The 21,499-nt window shown below is 62.1% G+C and carries 21 protein-coding genes and 3 pseudogenes; 12 read left to right on the forward strand and 12 right to left on the reverse strand.

What is annotated here, in order from left to right; translation table 11 throughout:
- Positions 1-10 precede the first annotated feature (10 nt).
- The 5 genes from CO664_RS22445 (at position 11) to CO664_RS22465 (ending at position 5,148) form a co-directional block, all read left to right on the forward strand.
- Positions 11-820 carry a transketolase gene (locus CO664_RS22445; RefSeq protein WP_097539954.1) on the forward strand — a complete coding sequence of 270 codons (810 nt, stop codon included), beginning with the start codon at positions 11-13 and terminating at the stop codon, positions 818-820.
- Entirely contained in the window at positions 820-1,788 is a 969-nt protein-coding gene (locus CO664_RS22450; RefSeq protein WP_097539955.1) for a transketolase family protein, read from the forward strand. Before CO664_RS22445 ends, CO664_RS22450 begins: the two co-directional genes overlap by 1 nt.
- An 81-nt stretch (positions 1,789-1,869) precedes the next feature.
- Positions 1,870-3,339 (forward strand): FGGY-family carbohydrate kinase, encoded by a 1,470-nt coding sequence (locus CO664_RS22455; RefSeq protein ID WP_097539956.1) that lies wholly within the window; start codon positions 1,870-1,872, stop codon positions 3,337-3,339.
- Between the two features lie 22 nt (positions 3,340-3,361).
- Positions 3,362-4,312, forward strand: coding sequence for a sugar-binding transcriptional regulator (locus CO664_RS22460; protein ID WP_097539957.1), 951 nt, complete (start codon positions 3,362-3,364; stop codon positions 4,310-4,312).
- 50 nt (positions 4,313-4,362) lie between these two features.
- Positions 4,363-5,148 carry an SDR family oxidoreductase gene (locus CO664_RS22465; RefSeq protein ID WP_097539958.1) on the forward strand — a complete coding sequence of 262 codons (786 nt, stop codon included), beginning with the start codon at positions 4,363-4,365 and terminating at the stop codon, positions 5,146-5,148.
- 115 nt (positions 5,149-5,263) lie between these two features.
- Here the strand turns inward: CO664_RS22465 and CO664_RS22470 are convergent, their stop codons facing one another.
- The 5 genes and pseudogenes from CO664_RS22470 to CO664_RS22490 form a co-directional block, all read right to left on the reverse strand.
- Positions 5,264-6,019, reverse strand: coding sequence for an SDR family NAD(P)-dependent oxidoreductase (locus CO664_RS22470; RefSeq protein ID WP_097539959.1), 756 nt, complete (start codon positions 6,017-6,019; stop codon positions 5,264-5,266).
- A gap of 17 nt (positions 6,020-6,036) precedes the next feature.
- On the reverse strand, positions 6,037-6,459 hold the full coding sequence (locus tag CO664_RS22475) for an SDR family oxidoreductase (protein WP_097539960.1): 423 nt from the start codon (positions 6,457-6,459) through the stop codon (positions 6,037-6,039).
- A gap of 9 nt (positions 6,460-6,468) precedes the next feature.
- Positions 6,469-7,503, reverse strand: coding sequence for a proline racemase family protein (locus CO664_RS22480; RefSeq protein WP_097540024.1), 1,035 nt, complete (start codon positions 7,501-7,503; stop codon positions 6,469-6,471).
- Positions 7,503-8,978 carry an aldehyde dehydrogenase family protein gene (locus CO664_RS22485; protein WP_176536647.1) on the reverse strand — a complete coding sequence of 492 codons (1,476 nt, stop codon included), beginning with the start codon at positions 8,976-8,978 and terminating at the stop codon, positions 7,503-7,505. The genes CO664_RS22480 and CO664_RS22485 overlap by 1 nt, the downstream gene beginning before the upstream one ends.
- A gap of 30 nt (positions 8,979-9,008) precedes the next feature.
- Positions 9,009-9,719: pseudogene (locus tag CO664_RS22490) on the reverse strand (FAD-binding oxidoreductase); the annotation flags it as partial.
- On the opposite strand from CO664_RS22490, the pseudogene CO664_RS22495 reads away from it, so the two are divergent.
- Positions 9,716-9,964 (forward strand): annotated as a pseudogene (locus CO664_RS22495) (LacI family transcriptional regulator); the annotation flags it as partial. The pseudogenes CO664_RS22490 and CO664_RS22495 overlap by 4 nt on opposite strands.
- A gap of 69 nt (positions 9,965-10,033) precedes the next feature.
- Here the strand turns inward: CO664_RS22495 and CO664_RS22500 are convergent.
- Positions 10,034-10,828 (reverse strand): TIM barrel protein, encoded by a 795-nt coding sequence (locus CO664_RS22500; protein WP_097539962.1) that lies wholly within the window; start codon positions 10,826-10,828, stop codon positions 10,034-10,036.
- Between the two features lie 356 nt (positions 10,829-11,184).
- Between CO664_RS22500 and CO664_RS22510 the strand changes: the two genes are divergently transcribed.
- Positions 11,185-12,168, forward strand: coding sequence for a L,D-transpeptidase (locus CO664_RS22510; protein ID WP_037424561.1), 984 nt, complete (start codon positions 11,185-11,187; stop codon positions 12,166-12,168).
- 391 nt (positions 12,169-12,559) lie between these two features.
- Here CO664_RS22510 and CO664_RS22515 read toward each other — a convergent pair whose 3' ends face one another.
- The gene (locus tag CO664_RS22515; RefSeq protein WP_097539963.1) at positions 12,560-13,657 is read right to left on the reverse strand and encodes a putative zinc-binding metallopeptidase; all 1,098 of its coding nucleotides are present in this window, start codon (positions 13,655-13,657) and stop codon (positions 12,560-12,562) included.
- Between the two features lie 653 nt (positions 13,658-14,310).
- Between CO664_RS22515 and CO664_RS22525 the strand changes: the two are divergent.
- From CO664_RS22525 to CO664_RS22535, 4 genes and pseudogenes are all read left to right on the forward strand, one after another.
- Positions 14,311-15,136: pseudogene (locus CO664_RS22525) on the forward strand (ATP-binding protein).
- A gap of 153 nt (positions 15,137-15,289) precedes the next feature.
- Positions 15,290-15,547, forward strand: coding sequence for a hypothetical protein (locus CO664_RS31000; RefSeq protein WP_202859980.1), 258 nt, complete (start codon positions 15,290-15,292; stop codon positions 15,545-15,547).
- Complete coding sequence (locus CO664_RS22530; protein WP_202859981.1) at positions 15,493-16,254, forward strand: hypothetical protein; 762 nt, start codon at positions 15,493-15,495, stop codon at positions 16,252-16,254. Before CO664_RS31000 ends, CO664_RS22530 begins: the two co-directional genes overlap by 55 nt.
- Positions 16,255-16,419: 165 nt before the next feature.
- Positions 16,420-16,737: a DUF1476 domain-containing protein gene (locus CO664_RS22535; protein WP_037424553.1), complete on the forward strand. Its 318-nt coding sequence runs from the start codon at positions 16,420-16,422 to the stop codon at positions 16,735-16,737.
- A gap of 587 nt (positions 16,738-17,324) precedes the next feature.
- On the opposite strand, the gene CO664_RS22540 is transcribed toward CO664_RS22535, so the two are convergent.
- The 3 genes from CO664_RS22540 to CO664_RS22555 all read right to left on the reverse strand — a co-directional run bounded on the left by CO664_RS22540 (position 17,325) and on the right by CO664_RS22555 (position 19,170).
- A complete protein-coding gene (locus tag CO664_RS22540; protein ID WP_097539964.1) occupies positions 17,325-17,855 on the reverse strand; it encodes a cytochrome c in 531 nt (176 codons plus the stop codon).
- A gap of 575 nt (positions 17,856-18,430) precedes the next feature.
- Positions 18,431-18,547: a DUF3606 domain-containing protein gene (locus tag CO664_RS31600; RefSeq protein WP_083854275.1), complete on the reverse strand. Its 117-nt coding sequence runs from the start codon at positions 18,545-18,547 to the stop codon at positions 18,431-18,433.
- Positions 18,548-18,966: 419 nt separating this feature from the next.
- A complete protein-coding gene (locus CO664_RS22555) occupies positions 18,967-19,170 on the reverse strand; it encodes a DUF3606 domain-containing protein (protein WP_097540025.1) in 204 nt (67 codons plus the stop codon).
- 356 nt (positions 19,171-19,526) lie between these two features.
- Between CO664_RS22555 and CO664_RS22560 the strand changes: the two genes are divergently transcribed.
- Positions 19,527-20,018 carry a substrate-binding domain-containing protein gene (locus CO664_RS22560; protein WP_234820304.1) on the forward strand — a complete coding sequence of 164 codons (492 nt, stop codon included), beginning with the start codon at positions 19,527-19,529 and terminating at the stop codon, positions 20,016-20,018.
- 83 nt (positions 20,019-20,101) lie between these two features.
- Here the strand turns inward: CO664_RS22560 and CO664_RS22565 are convergent, their stop codons facing one another.
- Positions 20,102-20,713 carry a hypothetical protein gene (locus tag CO664_RS22565; protein ID WP_097540026.1) on the reverse strand — a complete coding sequence of 204 codons (612 nt, stop codon included), beginning with the start codon at positions 20,711-20,713 and terminating at the stop codon, positions 20,102-20,104.
- A 250-nt stretch (positions 20,714-20,963) separates the two neighbouring features.
- Positions 20,964-21,425 (reverse strand): transposase, encoded by a 462-nt coding sequence (locus CO664_RS22570; RefSeq protein ID WP_097527473.1) that lies wholly within the window; start codon positions 21,423-21,425, stop codon positions 20,964-20,966.
- Positions 21,426-21,499 lie beyond the last annotated feature (74 nt).

Below are 21,499 nucleotides of genomic sequence, written 5' to 3' on the forward strand. Positions count from 1 at the left end.
AGAGGGATTCATGCAGCCGAACGATCTCGACCGCATCGCTCGACAGATCCGACTTCGCGATCTGCAGGCGGTTTTCGAAGCCGGCGCCGGCCACATCGGCGGGGAAATGTCCGCCATCGACATTCTGACGGCGCTCTATTTCCGCGTGCTGCGCGTCTGGCCCGATCAGCCGAAGCATCCGGGCCGCGACCGTTTCGTGCTGTCCAAAGGCCATGTGGCGCTCGCCCTCTATGTGACGCTCGCCAAGCGCGGCTTCCTGCCCGAAGAAGAGATCGGCACCTTCCTGAAGTCGCATTCACGGCTGAACGGGCACCCGAACTGCACCAAGGTCCCGGGCGTCGAGACCAATACCGGACCGCTCGGCCACGGCCTGCCGGTCGCCGTCGGCATGGCCAAGGCCGCCAAGCTGACCGGCGCCGAGTATCACACCTATGTCCTGACCGGCGATGGCGAGATGCAGGAGGGATCGAACTGGGAGGCGATCGCCGCCGCGGCGCAGTTCGGCCTCGACAATCTGACGCTGATCATCGACCACAACCGCTTCCAGCAGGGCGCCACGCTGAAGGAGACCAACAATCTCGCCCCCTTCCCCGCCAAGCTCGAAGCCTTCGGCTGGGACGTCACCGAGATCAACGGCAACGCCATGGACGAAATCGTTCCGGCACTGGAGCGCCGCGGCAACCGGCCGCACGCAATCGTCGCCCATACCAACAAGGGCCACGGCATTTCCTTCATGCAGGACAAGGTCGACTGGCATCACAAGGTGCCGAATGCCGAACAGTATCAGATCGCCCTGGCCGAGCTTTCGGAGCCCCTGTGATGAAAGACGTGATCACCTCTCCCAAGCTGCACGACTGCCGCGACGCCTTCGTCGCAGTGCTGGAACGTCTTGGCGCGGACAATCCCAAGATCGTGGCAGTCTGCAACGACTCCGTCGGCTCGTCGAAGCTCAACGGGTTCAAGTCCAAATGGCCGGAACGGCTGGTCAATGTCGGCATTGCCGAGCAGGCCATGGTGGGCGTGGGCGCCGGTCTTGCTAATGGCGGTCTGCTGCCCTTCGTCTGCGGCGCCTCCTGCTTCCTGACCGGCCGGTCGCTGGAACAGATCAAGGCCGACATCGCCTATTCCAACGCCAATGTGAAGCTGATCGGCATTTCCTCCGGCATGGCCTATGGCGAGCTTGGGCCCACGCACCATTCGATCGAGGACTTCGCCTGGACGCGGGTGCTGCCCAACTTGCCGGTGATTGCGCCCTGTGACTCGCTCGAAACCGCCGCGGCGGTGGAATGGGCGGCCCATTACAAGGGGCCGGTGTTCCTTCGCCTGTCGCGCGTCGGGGTTCCGGACCTGCTGCCGGCCGGACACAGATTCGAGCTTGGAAAGGCCAACCTGCTGCGTGACGGCGACGCCATCACGCTGATCGCCAACGGCACGCTGACCCACCGCATGCTGAAGGCGGCCGACCTCCTCGCCGAACGGGGGATCGAGGCCCGGGTGCTGAACATGGCGACGGTCCGCCCGATCGACGTCGAGGCCGTGGTGGCCGCCGCCCGCGAAACCGGGGCGATCCTGACCGCGGAAGAGCATTCCACCTTCGGGGGCCTCGGCTCGGCCATCGCCGAAGTCGTCGTGGCCGAAGCTCCCGTGCCGATGAGGATCCTCGGCGTTCCGGGCATCTTCGCCCCGACCGGCTCGGCCGAGTTCCTGCTCGACGAATTCGGCATGTCGCCTGCCGCCATCACTGAGGCGGCCATCGCTCTGATTGCACGGAAGTCTTCCCGCGTTTGATACTGCGCGTCTAGAGTCCGTGCCGGGCGCGGCAAACCCTCCCTATCGCCGCGCCCCCAATTCACGCCTGCCGGAGTTGCCATGACGACCGCCATCCTCGCCATCGACCAGGGCACCACGAATTCCAAGGCCGTGCTTGTCTCCACGGCCGGCGAAATCCTGTCGCGCGGCTCGTCTCCGGTCGGCATCGAGCACCCGCAGCCCGGCTGGGTGGAGCAGAGCCCCTCACGCATCTGGGAATCGGTCCAGGAGGCGATTGCTGCGTGCCTGCAGGCCGCCCCTGAGGTCGACATCCTCGGCATCGCGATTTCCAACCAGCGCGAATCCGTCACCATCTGGGATGCCGCAGCGGGCAGGCCGCTCGGGCCGGTGGTGAGCTGGCAATGCCGCCGCAGCGCACCGGCCTGCGCCGAACTGGTCGCGGCCGGCCATGCGCCCCGCGTCCAGGCGCTTACCGGCCTGCCCATCGACCCGATGTTCCCCGGCCCCAAGATGAAGTGGCTGCTGGATCGCGTGCCTCCGGGACACGAAGTGCGGCTCGGCACGATCGACGCCTGGCTGATCCATTGCTTCACCGATGGCGCGGTCCATGCCTGCGACGGCTCGAATGCCGCCCGCAGCCAGCTTTACGATCTCAACCGGCAGGCCTGGAGCGACGAGCTCTGCGACCTGTTCGGCGTGCCGAAATCCGCCTTGCCCGAAGTGCGAGACAGTGCGTCGCGCTTCGGCGTGACCCGAAACGTGCCGGGCCTCATGGACGGCATCCCGATCGCCGCGGCCATCGGCGACAGCCATGCCGCGCTCTTCGGGCATGGCGCCTTCAAAGCAGGCGACGGCAAGGTGACCTTCGGAACCGGCTCGTCCGTGATGACGACGCTGCCCCGCTTCATCGCGCCCGAGCAGGGCATCACGACGACGATCGCCTGGTCGATCGACGGCCTGCCGACCTATGCCTTCGAGGGCAATATCCTCGTCTCGGCCGCAGCACTCCCATGGATGGCCGAGATGCTCGGTCTGCCCGACGTGCAGGCCTTGACCGATCTTGCCGCGACGGCCGAGCCCGGCGGGCCTGGCTTCGTACCAGCATTCGTCGGCCTCGGCGCGCCCTATTGGCAGTCCGATGCGCGGGCGCTGTTTTCCGGCATCACCTTCAACACCACCCGCGCCCAGCTGGCTCGCGCGGTGACCGATTCGATGGCCTTCCAGGTCCATGACGTCTTCAAGGTCATGTCGGCGCAATCGCCGACGCCGCTCGGCCGCCTCTATGCGGATGGTGGGCCGAGCAGGAACACCTTCCTGATGCAATGCGTGGCCGACACGCTGAACCACGCCGTCACCCAGTGCGACGCGCCGGAGGCCTCCGCCCTTGGCGCCGCCTATCTGGCGGGGCTTTCGCTGGGCGTCTGGCCCGATCTAGCCGCCATTGCCGCCCTGCCCCGCACCGGCAATCCCATCGCGCCGCGTGTTTCCGACGCCACAGACCGCCTCCGGGTTTGGCAGGACGCAATCTACCGCTCGACCGTTCCGGGTCCTTCCACTATGAGTGAATAAAAATTCACGCTTTGAGGATTCCATGGGACGGCTCAACGAGCTGCGACTGATCGCCCGAGTTGCTCAGATGTATCATATCGAAGGCAAGCGGCAGGCAGAGATCGCCGAGGTCATGCGCATGTCGCAGGCGACCGTGTCGCGCATGCTAAAGCGGGCCGAGCAGGAAGATATCGTGCGGACCACGGTCATTCCGCCGCCTGGCACCTTCGCCGATCTCGAAACCGCGCTGCGCGAGCGCTACGGTCTGACGGAGGCGATCGTCATCGACTGTTCCGAGGACCGCGACGGGGCGATCATGGCGCGAATCGGCGAGGCGGCCGCCCATTTCTTCGAGGTCACCCTGCAGCAGGACGAGATCATCGGCGTCTCGAGCTGGAGCCAAACAATCCTGCGCATGGTGGACAACATCCACCCGCTGAAGACCGCCAAGGCCAAATATATCGTGCAGATCCTCGGCGGCATGGGGGACGCCTCGGTCCAGACCCACGCCACGCAGCTGACGGCGCGTCTCGCGCGGCTCACCGGCGGCGAGCCGCGGCTGCTTCTCGTCCAAGGCATCACCTCTTCGCGCGAGGCAAAGCTCGTCATGCTCGCCGATCCGGTCGTGCGCGAGACGATGGACCTCTTCGGCCGCCTCAGCCTGGCGATCGTCGGCATCGGTGCGGTGGAGCCGTCCGAGCTCCTCGCCCGCTCCGGTAACACCTTCTCCCGCCAGGAAATGGCGATGCTGCACGAGGCCGGCGCCGTCGGCGAGATCTCCTACCGGTTCTACGACAGGGAGGGAAAGCCGGTCGAAACGCCGCTCAATGACCGCGTCATCGGCATTTCGCTTGAAGACCTCAGGAAAGCCGACCGCGTCATGGCGCTGGCAGGCGGAGAATCGAAAACGCAGGCCATCGCCGGCGCCCTGAAACTCGGCGTCATCGATGTGCTTGTAACCGACAAGTTCACTGCGGCTCGGCTCACGGCCTGATCCTATCCGAGATCAGCCTTTGGCAGCTCGCGCATTATGGAGGAAAGACCATGAGACGTTTTGCGGGCCAGACGGTTTTCGTCACCGGAGGCAACAAGGGGATCGGCCGCGGCATCGCCAAGCGCTTTGCCGATGAGGGCGCCAAAATCGCCATCGCCGCGATCGAGAAGGACATGGCCGTGGCCGCCGAGGCGCTCGCCGAGGAAACCGGCGCAGAGGTGATCGGCATCGTACTGGACGTGACCGACGCCCGCGCCGTCCAGGACGCCTACGCGGCGGCCGAAGCGAAGCTCGGCGCCATTTCCGTATCGGTGCAGAATGCGGGCGTCATCACCATCGCCAAGGTCGAGGACCTGACCGAACGCGAATGGGACCTGAACCTCGACGTAAACACCAAGGGCGTCTTCCTGTGCTGCCAGGAGGCGATCCGCCGCTTCCGCGCCAGCGGCACCAAGGGTCGCCTGATCAACACAGCCTCCGGCCAGGCGCGGCAGGGCTTCATCTACACCCCGCATTACGCCGCCTCGAAATTCGGCGTCGTCGGCCTGACGCAGAGCCTTGCCAAGGAACTCGCCCGCGAAGGCATTACCGTGAACGCCATCTGCCCCGGCATCATCCACACGGAGATGTGGGACTACAATGACAGGGTCTGGGGCCAGATGCTCGGCGAATACGGCCCGGGCGAACTCATGGCCGAATGGGTCGAGGGCATTCCCATGGGCCGGGCGGGAACGCCTGCCGAAGTCGGCGCCCTCGTTGCCTTCCTGGCTTCTGAGGATGCGGCTTACATCACCGGACAGACGATCAACGTCGACGGCGGATTGATCATGTCGTGATGGTTGGCTTGGAGAAGCCCATTTGGCATCAGCGGCCGCCGCGTGATCTCGCTCGGCGTCGACCTGTCCGTTTTACCGAATGTTGTGTCGGGTGACTCCACCTAAATGCACAATGCTAAGCGACCGCCTGTGCACCGGTGATCTCGACGAGCGAACCGCACATGAAGGCGGCTTCGTCGGAGGCAAGGAAGGCGACGAGGGCGGCGACCTCCTCCGGCTTTCCGATCCGGCCGAAGGGAACAAGTTTGTCGAGATCGGCAATCGTGCGTCCCGATCGCTTCACCCCCGCCTCCAGCATCGGCGTGTGGATTTCACCGGGGCAGACGGCGTTGACGCGGATCTTGTGCGGGGCGTAGTCGCGGGCGAGGTTCTGGGTGAAGGCGGCGACCGCAGCCTTGGAGGTGTTGTAGGCGATGTGGTTCGGCGCCGGATGGAGACCCCATTGCGAGGCGGTGTTGACGATGACGCCGCCGCCCGCCTCGATCATGTGCGGGATCGCAGCGCGGCAAAGATAGAACATTGAATCGAGGTTGACCGCGAAGCTCGCGTGCCAGTCGTCGTCGGTCAGCGACAGGAGGTTGCCGCGCCGGTTGATGCCCGCATTGTTGACGAGCATGTCGATGCGCTTCCTCTGGTCAAATGCTTCGGCAATCAGAGAGAAACAGGGCTCCCTTCGAGAAATGTCGGCCGCGACGGCAATGGCAGAACCTCCGGCTGAGATGATATCGGCAGCAACGGCGTCTGCCGCTTCGCCATTCACGTCGGAGACGACGACCAGCGCTCCCTCATCCGCCAGCCGTCGGGCTATGGCCGAACCGATGCCGCCGCCCCCGCCGGTAGCGACCGCAACCTGACCTTCGAATCTTTGCATCTCTTGCTCCTTACGTCCTATCGAATGTAACTGCCGCCGTTGACGTCGAGCGTCGCGCCGTTCAGCGATCGCTGCGACGGCCTGAGCGCGAAGGCGACGAGTTCGGCGATTTCGGCGGCCTCAGCCATCTCGCCGATCGGTATGTCGGCAACGGCGGCCTTTTTGCCGAATTTCGCGATGAAGTCCTCGGCCATCTCCGTCCGAACCCAGCCGGGCGCGATCGCCAGTGTCACGACGCCGTCGGCGCCGAAGCTGCGGGCGATCGACTTCGTCAGGTTGACGAGCGCTGCCTTGGTCGCCCCATACCCCGCTCTGTCGCGGCCGTAGTGGATGATCGGACGGGCGCCCTCTTCCGCCAGGCGCTCGACGATGGCCGCGCCGATGCCGCCGGAAGCGCCGGTGACGAGGACGGCCTGGCCCGATAGGGACTGGATGGACATGTAGCCTCCTCAACCGAGCTGATCGACCTGCGGACCCCAGCTGTCGGAGAGCGCAAAGCCGCTCCTGAACGGATCCTCGTCCGAAATGCGGAGCTGTTCGCGACCGTAGATCCAGCCGCGTCCGGTGATCCGCGGCAGCACGGCGGGACGTCCGCCGACCTCGGTGACACCGATTGCTTCCGCCACGAACTCGCCGCCGATGATGGACCGTGAAGTCCGCCGATCCCCCACCGCGATCTCGCCGCGCGCGTAAAGTGTCGCAAGGTTCGCCGAACTGCCGGTGCCGCAGGGGGAGCGATCGACGCGGCCGGGCTTCAGCGTCGTGCAGGTGCGCACCGCACCGTCCGGCTCGCGCCCGCGAAACATCACATAGGCAATCTCGTCGACGCCGGTGAGCGTCGGATGCTTCAACGCCACCTGCTCGGAGATCAGCGATTTCAGCTCGATCCCCGCTTCGGCGAGATAGCGCGCATTGGCGGGCGCAATCGCGCTTCCGACCTGATCGACATCGGCGATCGCGTAATAGACGCCGCCGAAGGCGATATCGACGTTGATGCGGCCCCAGCGCGGCGCCTCGATCTCCCGATCCAGCGCCTCGGCGAAACTCGGCACGTTATCAAGGCTGACCGACAGGCAGCGACCTTCGCGGCAGGTGGCGCGGGCGACGATCAGCCCGGCGGGCGTGTCGAGGCGGACGATCGTTTCCGGCTCCCGCATCGCGACCTGCCCGCTTTCAAGCAGGGCGGTGACGACGCAGATGCAGTTGCTGCCGGACATCGGATGGGCGCGGTCCGCCTGCAGCACGATGAAGCCCGCATCCGCATCGGGCCGCGTCGGTGTGACGAGCAGGTTGACCGACATGGCGACGCTGGCGCGCGGTTCGAAGGTGACGAATCGGCGGAGGCTCTCGTCGACCCGGTTGATGTGGTTCATCTTGTCGAGCAGGGTCGCGCCGGGAATTTCCGGCGCGTCGCCGACAATCACCTTGCCGATCTCGCCCTGGCAATGGACCTCGAGCAAATCAAGCGAGCGATCCCAGGCCATCATTTGATGTACCAGCCCCACTTCTCGCCGGCGGCAAAGCGGGTGATCTGCTTCGTCTCAAGATAGTTTTCAAGACCCCAGCGGCCGAGTTCGCGACCGATGCCCGACTCCTTGTAGCCGCCCCAGGGCGCCTCGGTGAAGGTCGGTTGCGAGCAGTTGATCCAGACGATGCCGGCACTGAAGGCGCTCGCGACGCGCTCGGCGCGGACGTCATCCTTCGACATCACCGCCGCAGCGAGACCGAAGCGGGAATCATTGGCAAGCTCGATCGCTTCCTCTTCGGTCGCGAACGGCTTAATGCAGACGACCGGCCCAAAAATCTCCTCACGCCAGGCGTCGCTCTCCAGCGGCACGTCGGTCAGCACCGTCGGCTCGAGATAATAGCCCGTGTCGCAACCTTCCGGCCGCTTGCCGCCGCAGGCGACCATCGCACCGGCGGCCTTCGCCGCCTCGATCGCCGCGACGACCTGCTCGTGCTGGCGCTTGGAGACCAGCGGCCCGAGCAGCACGCCGTCTTCGAGACCGTCGCCGATCCTGATCTTCTGCGTTTCCTCGACAAGCCGCGCCAGCAGCTGATCGTAAATGCCCTCCTGCACGAGGACGCGCGACGTCGCGGAGCAGACCTGCCCTTGGTTCCAGAAGATGCCGAACATGATCCATTCGACCGCCTCGTCGATATCAGCATCGTCGAAGACCACGAAGGGCGACTTGCCGCCGAGTTCGAGGCTGACGCGCTTGATGTCGCGGGCCGCCGCCGCCATGATCTTCGAACCGACCGGGCCGGAGCCGGTAAAGGCGAGCTTGTCGACTTGCTTGTGGTCGATGATCGCCTGGCCGGCGACCGATCCGGAGCCGGTGACGATGTTGAGGACGCCCGGCGGCAGCCCGACTTCGTCGGCGATCGCGGCCAGTTCGAGCGCCGTCAGTGAGGTGACCTCCGCCGGCTTCAGCACCACCGTGCAGCCGGCGGCAAGCGCTGGCGCGACCTTCCAGGCGGCCATCAGCAGCGGATAATTCCAGGGAATGATCGCGCCGGTGACGCCGATCGGCTCCTTGACCGCCTTGGAGGTGAACCGGGCGTCGGGAAGCGCGATCGGCTCCCCGGGATTGTTGTCGAGCTGCTCGGCAAGGCCCGCATAGAAGTCGAAGCAGCCGGCCGCGTCGGCGATATCCCAATCGGCTTCGGGAAACGGCTTGCCGTTGTCGATCACCTCGAGACGGGCGATCTCCGCCTGCCGGGCACGGATGCCCTCGGCAATGGCGCGCAGGTATTTTGCTCTCTGTGCGCCCGAAAGCTTCGGCCAGCCGTCCTTGTCGAAGGCGCGGCGTGCCGCCTTCACGGCGAGATCGACGTCTTCCGCCGTTGCAGCCGCGATCTGGTGAATCACTTCTTCCGTCGCCGGATTGACGACGTCGAACGTCCTGCCGTTCGCGGCCGGCGTCCATTTTCCATCGATATGGAGTTCGCTGCGCATTGTTCGCTCCATTGTTTCCCGCGCTCGCCGTCAGAACCGGTCGACGCGGTATGGTTTGAGATCGACCGGCGGCTCAGCGCCCGTCACGAGATCGGCGATCAGCCGTCCGGTCGTCGCCGCATAGGTAAGGCCCAGATGCCCATGGCCGGTGGCGTAGAAGATGCCGCGGTGTTTCGCGGAAGGGCCGATGATCGGCACCGTATCGGGAAGCGCCGGCCGGTGGCCCATCCACTCCGTCGCCTTCTCGGCCCGCAGATCCTGCAGCGCCTCGCGCGCCCGCTTGACCAGCACTTTCGCCCGCCGGTAGTCAGGCGCCGCCTCGAGACCGGCCATCTCAACCGTGCCGCCGACGCGAATGCCGCCGGCCGTCGGCGTCACCATGAAGGCGCGCGCCGGCCAGATGATCGAGTGGCGCATCGAGATTCCCGGCGCCATGATCTGGGTGTGGTAGCCACGCTCGGTCTCGAGCGGGACCGGTTCGCCGAGAAGCCGCGCCAGCTTGCCGGTATAGGCGCCGGCTGCGAGCACGACTCGAGAGGCAGCAACCGAACGGCCATCCTTCAGGCGGACGGCTTTGACGCGATCGCCACTATCAAAACCCGCGACCTCGCCCTGCTCGATCCTGCCTCCGAGAGCGAGAAACTTTTCGCGCAGTTTCAGGAGGAGCTTGTAGGGGTTGCGGATCGAGCGGTTGTCGGGAAACAGCACCGCCTTCCCAATCTTTGTCGTTAATGCTGGTTCTGCGCGCGCTGCGCGAAGCCCCGGAGGAAAAGCGAAGCAAGGTCAGGATTGTCTGCCGCGACATCGGCCCCGAGACCCGCAAGGGATTGACCGAGGGGCTGATCACCGCCGCCATCTGCCATCCGCTTGAGCGGACCTCGGACGAATTGATTGCGACCATGGTCGACTCGCTGGAACAGCGCAACAGCACGACGATCCTGCAGCGCGTCGTTCCGTTCGAGATTATCACGCCGGAGAGCGTATAGCCTGAACTCGATCCGGAACCGCCCCTGTCAGCGGACGATGAGCCTCTTCGCCGCCAGGGTAATAAACAGTCAGATCGTGAATGCGGCGCGAAATGCGTCCAGCGCGGCTTCGGGATCGCCAGCGGCCCAGGCTTCCATGCCAATCGGGCCGGAATAGCCCATGGCATTCAGCGCCTTGGCGATACCGTTCCAGTTGACCTCACCGGTGCCGGGTTCGCAGCGGCCGGGGACATCAGCCACCTGGATCTCGCCGATCCAAGGCAGACACTTGCGGCAGAGTTCGATTAGGTTCCCTTCGCCAATCTGGGCATGGTAGAGATCGAGATTGAGGCGGAGCCGCGGATGATTGACGCTTGAGACCAGCGCCAGCGTCTCTTCGGCGCGCCCGAAGGGCACGCCCGGATGGTCGACCGGCAGGTTGAGGTTCTCGAGCGTGAAGATGGCCCCCTCTTCTTCAGCCATATCCACGATATGGCAGAGCGTGTCACGGGCCCTCAGCCACATCGCGCCGGTGACGACTTCGATCGGCTGGACAGGCAGGCCTCCGTCTCCCAAACCTGTACCATGCAGGTTGAGCCGCTGAACGCCAAGCCGCTTTCCAACCTGCGCGGTCTCGCGCGCCGTTCTGAGGAGTTCTGCTGCACCGTCGTCGTCCGTCAGACGGCCCGTCAGATAGCCGTTCATGATCGTGAAGGTCGCGCCGGTCGCTTCCAGCTTATTGAGATCGTGCTCCGGCCAATTCCAGAGGCCAACGCCGAAACCCATTTCTTTCAGGCGCGAGGCGCGCCACTCGATCGGCTTGTCGCGCCAGAGCATTTCCGCGCAGGCCGCCAGCGGGAAGGGAGAGGTCTTGGATGTACTCATTGGTCGTATCCGTTGACGATGATGGCAGTCCGGAAGAGTGGCTATGACGCCGACTTGTGCAAGCCAGCAGAACGGTCCGAGAAAGCCTCTCAGGCGATGTTATCCGCGACCGCGGTCAAAGCAAATATTTATTCCGTCAAATTTGAAATGGAACGCTCGTTCCATATCCTATGTGCCCCGCCGCTCAAGCACCCGCGGCTCATCCTGGAGGCACGCTGCCGTAGGCCGGGAAGCAAGAGGAGCCGGGCCGAAGGGCATGGCGCGGAGTTCGAGTGGGGGTGCGGTCACCTCGCTCTGCCTCTTTCACCAAATCTGCGGAAGCAGCCGCCGGAACAAGTTCGGTGGTCGTACATTTGATGGTCATGAAAAAAATCGCCTTGTTCGCAGCATCCCTCACACTGGCGCTCTGCGCCTCCGCCAGCGCCCAGGAACTCCAGCCCGACGCCATCAACAAGGCGTCGATCGATTCCATTCCGCCGGAGCGACCGCCCGAAGCCCCGCCTCGACCGCAACCGGCCATCATTCGTCTCCAGGTCCTTCTGGATCGCGCCGGTTCGTCGCCTGGAGTGGTCGACGGCTATTACGGCGAGAACGTCGCCAAAGCGATTGCCGGATTCGAGGCCCTGCAAGGTCTTCCCGTCGACGGAAAGCTGGACCCTAGGGTCATCGAAAAGCTTCCGACCGATAAGCCGGTCATCGAGCCCTATGTCATCTCCGATGACGATGCCAAGGACCTCGTTGAGAGCATTCCCGAAGACTATGCCGAGCAGGCCAGGATGGAGCACCTCGGCTATACAAGCGTCGCGGAAAGGCTGTCCGAACGCTTTCACATGGATATCGACCTCCTGAAGGCGCTCAATCCGGGCACCGCGTTTGCCGCAGGCGAAACGGTGTCGGTGGCCATTCCCGGTGCCGCGATGGAAGGCAAGGTCAAACGCATCGAGGCGCGCCGGCAAGCGGGGCAAGTCCTGGCATTCGCCGAGGACGGCTCGCTGCTGGCCGTATACCCCGCCACCATCGGCAGCGAAGAATCGCCTTCGCCCTCCGGCACCCACAAGGTCAAGGGGGTCGCTCGCATGCCCCCCTACGAATACAACCCCAAGATCAATTTCCAGCAGGGCAACAACAATAAGGCTCTGACGCTGCCCAAAGGCCCGAATGGCCCCGTCGGAAGCGTCTGGATCGACCTGACGGAGCCGACCTACGGGATCCACGGCACGCCGGAACCATCGCTGATCGACAAGGCGGGGTCGCACGGATGCATCCGCCTGACGAACTGGGACGCCGAGGAATTGGCGGAGATGGTCAAGCCGGGGGTCATCGTCGAGTTCACCGACTGAACTCTCAAATGCTTCCAGACAGTCTCTGACATGCATTTCGATCCCTTCGCCAGCGACTAGGTCTTGCAAATGGAAAATGCACCTATGTCTGACATTTGGATGTGCCGGGGTGGAACGGCCCGCTCTGACAAAGACAAGTGCTGAACCGTGGTCATTGCTCGAACGCCACAAAGAAGGCACCGTTTTCCCATCATTGGTCTGGACTAAGCTAAACACTTTTCCACGCTCACGACACTCTTTGAAAGCTTGCCCCTGTTCAATCGGAAATTGCGAAGCAAGTTGCTGCGCTACAATGACCAGCAGCGGCGTCCATGTCTATCTGGCATGGAGGCAAGCGGCGGCGCCCACTGCTGGGCACGCGAGATCGCGATGCTCAAACATGAGGTGCGCCTCATCCAGCTAGCGACGTCCGTCGAAGACTGCCTTGCCGTACCGCTTTGATCAGCCTGTTTATGAAATCCAGCTTCTCAATCACGGGCGGCGCCAGGACAAAGGGATAGATGTCGCGTTGTCCCATCGAGCGCTGAAACGTGTTCAACGCCAAGCTGATCGGAACCCAGGCTTCGACCAACTGCTGGGCGCTCTCGGCGCGGTATGGGTCGAACTTTACCTCGGCGTCGAGATCGCGATGCCGGAAGGGCTCGACCGAAAGACCGAAAGCGCGTGCCGATTCCAGCGTATCGACGATATGGAAGAAGTGCGCCCAGCATTCCGCAAAATCCTCGGCCGGATGGCAGCTCGCGTAAGCCGAGATGAAGCGCTGCCGCCAATCGACAAAGCTTCCTTCGCCGTGGTGCTTCTGAAGGGCGGAGTCGTAGTCTTCCCGTTCGTCGCCAAACAGCTGCCGCGCTTCGGCAAGCATGTCGGTGCCTGCGACAAGCTGCTGAAAGAAGAAGTGACCGATCTCATGCCTGAAGTGGCCGAGCAGTGTGCGGTAAGGCTCTCCCATCGACACGCGAACCGTCTCCCGCACCGCATCGTCCGCCTCAGCGGCGCGAATGCTGATGAGGCCATCCTCGTGTCCGGTCATGGCCGGGACCGAATGACCAAGATCGTCGATCGCGTCTTCCAGGAAGTCGAAGACAAGACCCCCGTGGGGGTCGCTGCCCCGATCGGGACAGGGAATGTCAAAACGCAGGATGGAGTAAAAGAGATGACGTTGGGCGGCTCCGATTTTGTGGAATCGCTCGCGGCCTTGCGCCGTGCCCGTGCTGGGGATGATGCGGTTGTAGCGGGCGGGGATAGCCAGCGGGTTTGGATCATCAGCATTCACAAGCCAGTTGCTACCGTCAATCGGCGCGTTGACGCAAAACTTCCAAAGCCGGTCTGGGCGCGACGGGATCCGCCAAAGACCTTCGCCAGCGTTGGTGAGGGTATGCAGCGTCAGGGTGTCCGCTACGAATCCAACCGGTGCGTTGTTCGCGCCGACGCTGAAATGGTTGTCGAAATAAAGCGGCAATCCGCTCACATCGCATTGATAAAGACGCATGCAAACCCCCGTTGGTGCAGCGAAACGCGCGAGGCAGGGAAAAGATGCTTCGGCTGCTTTGCCATGAACGCATTTCTGGCATTCAAAGAATGTGGCCGGCCTGCGTCGAGGTCGTAAGAGCGGGGGTGGCCTGCCAGCCTACTGGCGAAGTCGCTCCAGTGGATACATTATGCGATCTTCTGAGCACAGAATGAGAATTCCCAATACAAAAGCTCATAAAAGTACCGCCGCTGTCAACCCCAAGGCCGACCTTGGCCCGCTGGGCCATGAGTGGAGGCCCTCGCCGCAGCCGCCCTTCCGAACCTCGCGCCGGTTACCCAACTGAGACGATTGGGAGGCGGCAACAAGCCGTCCAGTCCGGGAGGTCGACTCCTATCCCTCGCCTTGAGGAGAATCGAACCGCGGACCCCATGATGCTCGCTCTGAAATCACTGCAGCCTTAATGTTTGAAGCAGTTTTCGCGGTGCCATCGGAGGAGTGCGGCTTTCGAATGCCCGATGCGGTGATCACCGTCGAAGCATAGCCTCCCAGCGTTCACGGCCGCCGTCCACTGACAGCAGCGTCGTTCTTCAGGGCGCTGGCGACAGAGTCTCTCATCGATCGCTGGCCTTCTATGACGCCGTCGGCAAAGCCATGGCACGGGAGAATCGCTCATGAGTGCCGCCCTCGATACCGCATCCTCAATGATCGATCGCATTCTCCACGATCTCGTCGGCCTCAAGATGCCCCGCGCGCTCGAGGCTCTCGATCATGTTGTTCACCGCCTCGAACTCTCCGCATCTGAAGCGATCGACATCCTGCTCTCCGAGGAGCTGACCTTGCGCGAGAATAGCCGTTATCAAGACCGCGCTGCGGATGGGACGGCTTGTGACGATTAAGACGCTGGCCGGCTTCGACTTCTCCTTCTAGCCCTCGCTCGACAAGGATCGGATCTTCACCCTCGCACAGCTCGGCTTCATCGAGCGGTGTGAGGCTGTCCATTTCCTCGGCCCACCGGGAACGGGCAAAAGCCACTTGGCTACCGCTCTCGACGGCGAGGCGGTCAAGGCCAGAAAGAGCGTCTACTTCACGACGCTTGCCGATCTGGTCCCCACGCTCTCACTAGCCGAACGAAAAGATAGACTGCAGGAGCGCATCCGCTTCCCCTGCAGGCCAAGCCTGCTGATCGTCGACGAGATCGGCTATCTGCCAGTCATCGCCGCGGCGCAATGATCCTCACCTCATATCACGGCTTTGCCGAATGCGGCGATGTCTTCGGTGACCCCGTCGTCACCACTGCGCTGCTCGACAGGCTTCTGCACCATGCCGTCGTCGTGCAAATCGAGGGTTCAAGCTATCGATTGCGTCAGCACCCCGAGCTCATGCCGGAGCATTTCCGCTCGAAGGCGCTGATCACGCCGCCAGCCTTCAGTCCGCCGCCGAAACCAAGGGCATCCGCCGAAAAATGGCCATCTCTCCATGACGACCCCGTCGGTATAAATGGCGAATTTTACTTCCGCACTTTTTGGGGAAATCTGCGGCGGCGTTGACACGAAGTGACTATTCCTCTGGGAAGAGTAGAATACAGCCCGACCGCATCGCCCTTGGGCAGCGCATCGGCGCTGCATACCTAACGAACCAAGGAGGCGCGATATGGGAACGACTGCACCGAGCATAGCCATCCGCGCGCTGGCCGAAACCGATCTGCCGGAAGCCGAAAGAATTTTCCTGCTGGCGTTTGGCACCTTCTTGGGAGCACCTGAACCTGCGTCGTTCTGGTCCGACCGCGACTACGTACGTGGCCGCTGGCAGGCGCCCCATGTCACTGCCTTCGCCGCTGAGGTGGAGGTGAACTGGTGGGCTCCAACTTCGCAACCCGCTGGGGCAACGTCGGCTTCTTCGGACCGTTGACGATCCGCCCCAACCTTTGGGACCGAGGCATCGGCCCGCGGCTCATCGAGGCCGTCACGGCGAGCTTCGATGCATCGGGCACGCGGCATGCAGGCCTGTTCACCTTCGCCGAGAGCGCCAAGCACGTGGGACTGTACCAAAAGTACGGCTACTGGGCGCGTTTCCTCACGGCCATCATGTCGGCGCCGGTCCGTCACAACCAGACCGAGCCGGTGCTCTGGTCGCGGTATTCCGATCTGACAGAGGAGCAGAGACTGGAATGCCTGAAGTCTTGCCGTGACCTGACCGGCGCCCTTTACGACGGGCTCGAGCTGGGCGCGGAGATCCAGGCCGTAGAGGCGCAGGAGCTTGGGGAGACGGTCCTGGTCGGCGATATGGCGGGTACGGGCTTGGACGGTTTTGCCGTGTGCCACCATGGGCCACGCAGCGAAGCAGGCGACGGTGTTTGCTTCATCAAGTTCGGCGCTGTGCGCCCAGGATCGGCGGCTGGGGAGACCTTCGATAGCTTGCTGCATGCCTGCGAGGCGCTTTCCGTAGCAGAGGGGATGCCCAAGCTGCTGGCCGGGGTGAACATGGCCCGCCATGAGGCGTACCGGCACTTGGTCGGGAGTGGCTTTCGAACTGAAATCCAAGGGGTCACAATGCACAGGCCCAATGAGCCGGGTTACAGTCGCGCCGACGCCTTCGTGCTCGACGACTGGCGCTAGGACTTCGCTGTCGCCCCACCCGGATTGCCGTGAGCTTGCGTCCACCGGCTGACATAATCAGGACTTGCGAGCATCGTCCAACCGCGCCATGCTCGGTTTGGAGGAACCCGTGATCTGGCGGATATCGGGCACGTCGGAAATCATACCGGAACTGGAGGCTAAGCCGTGAGCATAAGAGATCGTCAGGAAGGTTTCGAAAAGAAGTTCGCGATGGACGAGGAAACCAAGTTCAAGGCCATGGCCCGTCGCAATAAGCTGCTCGGCCTCTGGGCCGCCGAAAAGCTTGGCAAGACCGGTACGGATGCTGGCGCCTATGCGCAGGACGTGGTTCAGGCAGACTTCGAAGAGGCCGGGGACGATGATGTGTTCCGAAAGGTGAGAACCGATTTCGATGCGGCCGGCGTAATCCTCTCAGATACTCAGATTCGCAGCATCATGGATGAGCTGCTAGCGGCTGCAGTCGAGCAGATCAAAAACAACTGAGCACCGCTTAACCGCTTAACCCGACAGAAATGCCCCTGGCCAAAGCAGCAGCGCAGTTCCGATCGATTCTTTATGCTTTCGCGATGATTCGAGCACAGAACGGGAACGTTTTACGTTACTGCCGCCGCAAGCCTTGGAACGGTAGCGCCGCTCTCGACAACGCAAAGGCATCCAAGTTCAATTTGTGACAGCGCTCGTAAAGTCAGTGTCTCTCCCGACATGGAAACAGGCAGCGGGACGAAGTCTTCGAGTTTGAGACCCGAGTATTCGGTCACTTCTTCGCTTGCTAGAGCCGGGGCCGACAGTTCGGCCACCATATACCGCAGTTTCTTAAAGTAGGCGAGGTTGCGTCCAACGACAGCAGTTGAAATTCTGAATGGTAACCGCGCGAACGATGTTGTGATCGATCTGCAGGTGGCGGCGGGTCGCGCCGGCGACCTTCCACCGGAGGAAATAAGGGCCCTATCGACGCGGCCGACGTCATCAGAACGTTGAGGGTTGCGCTTGATGGGAAGGACTAAAGGCGTTTACCTGCCGATGCCTGACAAAAAGAGGCATACCGCCTCGCGAATGGATCAAGAGCGAAGCTATTTTGGCGCTGCGGCTGCAGTTTCGCCAGGTGGCAAGATCCTGAACATAAAGGTTGACACCTTTCCCCCTGGCTTGAACGGTCCTGGCACCTGATGGCTCACCGGCTGCAAGCTTTGAAGGAACGCTGCAATTGCAGTGGCATCCTCTTCGGTTAAATGCGCAAATGCGTGCCACGGCATAATTGGCGCTAGAACGCGGCCATCGGGCCGTTGACCGGTTTGGATCGCAGTCACTATCTGCTCCCTAGTCCAACTGCCGATGCCGGTCTCCTTATCAGGCGTGATGTTGCGACCGATGAAGACGCCCTCGCCGGGGATTTCAAAACCTACGTCGGAACCGCCGAGAAAACGTGAGCTGTCCGGTTTTCCGAAGAAATAGCCCGGTGTGTGGCAGTCGTTGCAGCCGCCAATTGTCACGAGATATTCCCCCCGCGCAATCTCGGTGCCGTCGGCAGCAACTGCCGTGAACGGCTGTAGCCCCAAAGCACAGGTGGCGAAAAATGCGAATCCAATGCTTAACTGAAACATGCTTACCTCCCCTGAGGCTCGCTGCTGAAGTAAACTGAATACCATAACGGAGTTGCTGTATATATTAGCCACTTTGAATTATCGGAAACTATCGATTCGCGTCAGTTTCCGTCATGATCGGCCGCTAAGAGATACCGATCTCGCCGTTGACCACGGATGAACCGGCAATGGGCTGCAGGTGTTGCTGCTCTCAGCCATCGGAGGTTTGCTCTCCGGGATTGCGGTCCTCACGCCGATCGAGGAAAGCAAACGAGGCGGTCATTCACGCTCTAAGTTCACTCGGTGTGGCTGACGAGCATCGTCATAGGCGTGTGGAAGCTCATCGGAATTATCCACCAGGCCGAGGAGTTGCAGACCGCGGTAGACCAGCTCGCCTCTTCTTCTTCCGCTCCGAGCAAAGGCACCCAGCCCAAAGATCCGTCATGACCTGCTCTCTTCGGCGCAACCACAACGTGGCGGAACAAAGAGGCAGCCTGATGATTTATAATGGTGCCGCACCCCTCAGCGGCACAGGTCCCCAACCTGTTAAGAGTGCCCGTCCTGTCCCCCGGTGCGGGCACTCGCTTGTTGCGGGTCTATTTTTTGCCGAGGTATTCCATCACCTTTTCCCGCCTAGGCCCGACGGCGCGGATCGCCTCCCGCGCCCTTTGTCGCGTCGAGAAAAAAGAGCCCGCGTGGACGGTGCGCGGCAGAGCATCAGCCGCTCAGCTGATCGACGTGACGCCGGCACTTATCTGCCTTCCGGAGGCGGTGGCAGAACAGGCGAGGCCCAAGCTTTTCACAAGAGCCTCGCTAAATCGATTCTGAAACGATTAGGTGTTCGAACGCAAACGCACGATCTAGGACCATTTCTAGCTCGGTCGATAGCCCAAAAGTATTAGCCCGGTAGTTTCGAGGAGCCGCCCCTATCACCTGCAAGGGGGTTGGGACGCGCTCGATCAGATCCGCAAAGGTGACGTCGTCCGAGCGCTGGTCCCAGAACGCCGATTCATCATCGGATGAAACGCGCTTGCAACGCTGGCGCAAACGCCACGCGGTGACCAAAGAAAAGCGCCCGCTTGTTCGGCGGGCGACTGAGCACCGACTATTCATGAAGGAAAGCATGGCCAGCTTATCTCTCATTTGCCGCTTGAGCGAGCGGGTCTTTAGAGAGATAGCCCATCACCATCTGGCGGAAGGGTCCCACTTCACGGATGGCCGTGAGCACTTCTTCCCGGGCCTTGTTCGTGGCCTTCATGAGATAGGCAATTTCGTGCTCTTGCGTTGAGACAAACTCGCTGTCTCGCCCCCTCTTCTTTAGATCGTCTGCCGTTATAGCGCCGAACCTGATCAATCGCTGGCTAGGCTCATTGGCTGCAAATGGTCAAGAGCGCTCGGGGACAAGTCCTAACAGAGACAGAGCTGCAGAGGGGCGACCACCTGCAGCTCCAATCGCGACGCTTCCAACTTTACCTGGCTCTCGCCCGTTCCATCCAAGGGAACCGCTTCGAACGTCGCTACGCCTTCTAAAATAATATTGTGCGGAAGCGCGATCAAGGCTTACTTCTGTTTTTGGAACCATGCGAGAGACAAGCCGTTATCCGCGGTCGCTTGCACGCAGCGACTTCTTCGCCAAGAATGTGCCGGCGCCTCGTCGCCTCCCAAGCGGCGCCGCCACCATTCGATGGCGATGTGCCTGTTCAGATCCGGCTGTTTTGCGTTTCTGGGGAAACGTTCAATGCCGCGATGGCTGCTGCTGCCCCGGGGGTCAATCGAAGAGTCGCTGGGGTTGAGGTCGAGGGCACTTACGTGACCACCAGCGAGGTCGATCCCATCGCTCTCGCCCGCCAGATTGAGCAGGACGGCAGCGGGGCAGACGGCGCAGTGATCATCGGGCGCGAGCACCCGGCGATCAATCGAGCGATACGAAAGCTTCGGTCGATCGATATCCCTGTCGTTTGCCTGACGACGGATCTGCCCAGTTCCCGCCGCAGTGTCTATATCGGCAACGATCAATATGCCGCCGGCAGCGTCGCAGCGCTGCTGATCGGCAACGCCTTGCCGAAGGAGCGAAACAATATGTTGATCGTCATGAGCGTGCCCTTCCGCTGCCAACAAGAGCGTGAAATGGGTTTCCGCAGCTCCGTTCCGACTTTCCCTATCTCAAGATCGAGGAGCGCGTGATCTCGGACGATCGCCCGGAACCGTTATCGGCGAAAGTCGCGCCTCAGCGGATTTCTTCGCAAAGACGCTATGGTTCGACCGCGCTATTCGGCATCGAATCGCTCAAGCATCTTCATGAGCCGAAGGTTCTGTGCACGAAGCTGATCAGCCAGCAACCTCTTGAGCCGTTTGTTGTCTGCGTCAAGGGCGGCAAGCTCGTCGAGAGAGATCGGATTGTCAGCAGCCTCGGTCCGCGCCTTCAGATCCTGGTGCTCACCCGTCGAATTGCGTGCGATCGTCTGAGCGGGGGCACGCTTGACGCGTTCACGCGCGGTGCTCGGTGGCGCCGGCCGAGTCTTCAAGACGGTATCACTTTTCTGAACATGCGCGACAGCCTTGGCGGCCAGACGGTCGGCCTCAGACCGCTTCGGCGTTTCAAGCCCTGCACTGCCGGTCGATGGTGTCGCTGCTCGAGCAATTTCGACAGGGTCTGCGGTTTCTCCCGCAGACCCATTGATCGGATCAGAGCGCGGTGCTTCACCCGAGTCAGATGTTCCGGGTGCTTCATGGGCAGTGAACAAATGTGGGGCTTTCTGTTGAACTTCGCGGGCCAAAGCCTTTAAATCTGTATCTCCCCAGATCGAGTTCGTCCGCGCCGCTGGCTGTCGTCGCCCCGATTTAAATTCAACAACGAAGCTTCGTGGCGGCGTCTTCATCTACTTTCAATCCCAAGCAAATTGTGAGAGTAACGCCGATCGGCGCCATTGCATTCCTGCTGGCGCACCAATACAGCCCTTCCCCGCGCGCTTCAACTCATCGCCAACGCGAAGCTGGCGTGCATTCACCTGGAACGAGCGGGCGGACAGCAGGGACTTTAGTTGCCGCCTCAATCTCAACTGTGGGCAAACTCAAGCATCCGGCGTAACACGGCGGCGCAAAAAACGTCGCCCTGCTTCCCGGTCCCGGTTACTTCAGACCGAGCCTCTTGCGCAGCTCGGCATTTTCCGCTCGCAACTTTTCCGCCAGTCGTTTGCGGAGCCTCTGGTTTTCCTCTTCGAGCTGGACAAGATCTGCCAACTCATCGCCGGCCGGACCGGGCTTGGTGCCCTTCGTGAGCTTTTGCTCCGCGGGCTTGGCAGCACCTTTCCACTGATAGTAGGTCTGCTCCGATATGCCGGCGCTCTTGATAGCGTCCTTAAGCGTGCTGCCCCCGACGACTTGGGTCTCGATCAGCTTGAGCTTGTCGTTTCGCTCTTCTTCGCTATACCTCCTGCGTTTAGCAGCCGACGCCTTTGATGTAGCTTGCACCGGTTCGGCAGCCGCTCTCGGGCCTCGTGCCGTCCTCTGCTTCTTAGCCGTTGGTGCTTTCCCTTCTGCGTCCGTCGCTATAGTCGCAGCAACTTGTCCTGTGTTGCTCTCGTCAGCCATCAACAATTCCTCCTTTAGTCATTGCCTGTTTTCTGCTGAGTGCACGACAGAGTCAACACGACCATTACCATCCT

The sequence above is a fragment of the Sinorhizobium sp. NG07B genome (genome assembly GCF_002532005.1).
In the GTDB taxonomy this organism is placed as follows: Bacteria; Pseudomonadota; Alphaproteobacteria; order Rhizobiales; family Rhizobiaceae; genus Sinorhizobium; species Sinorhizobium fredii_C.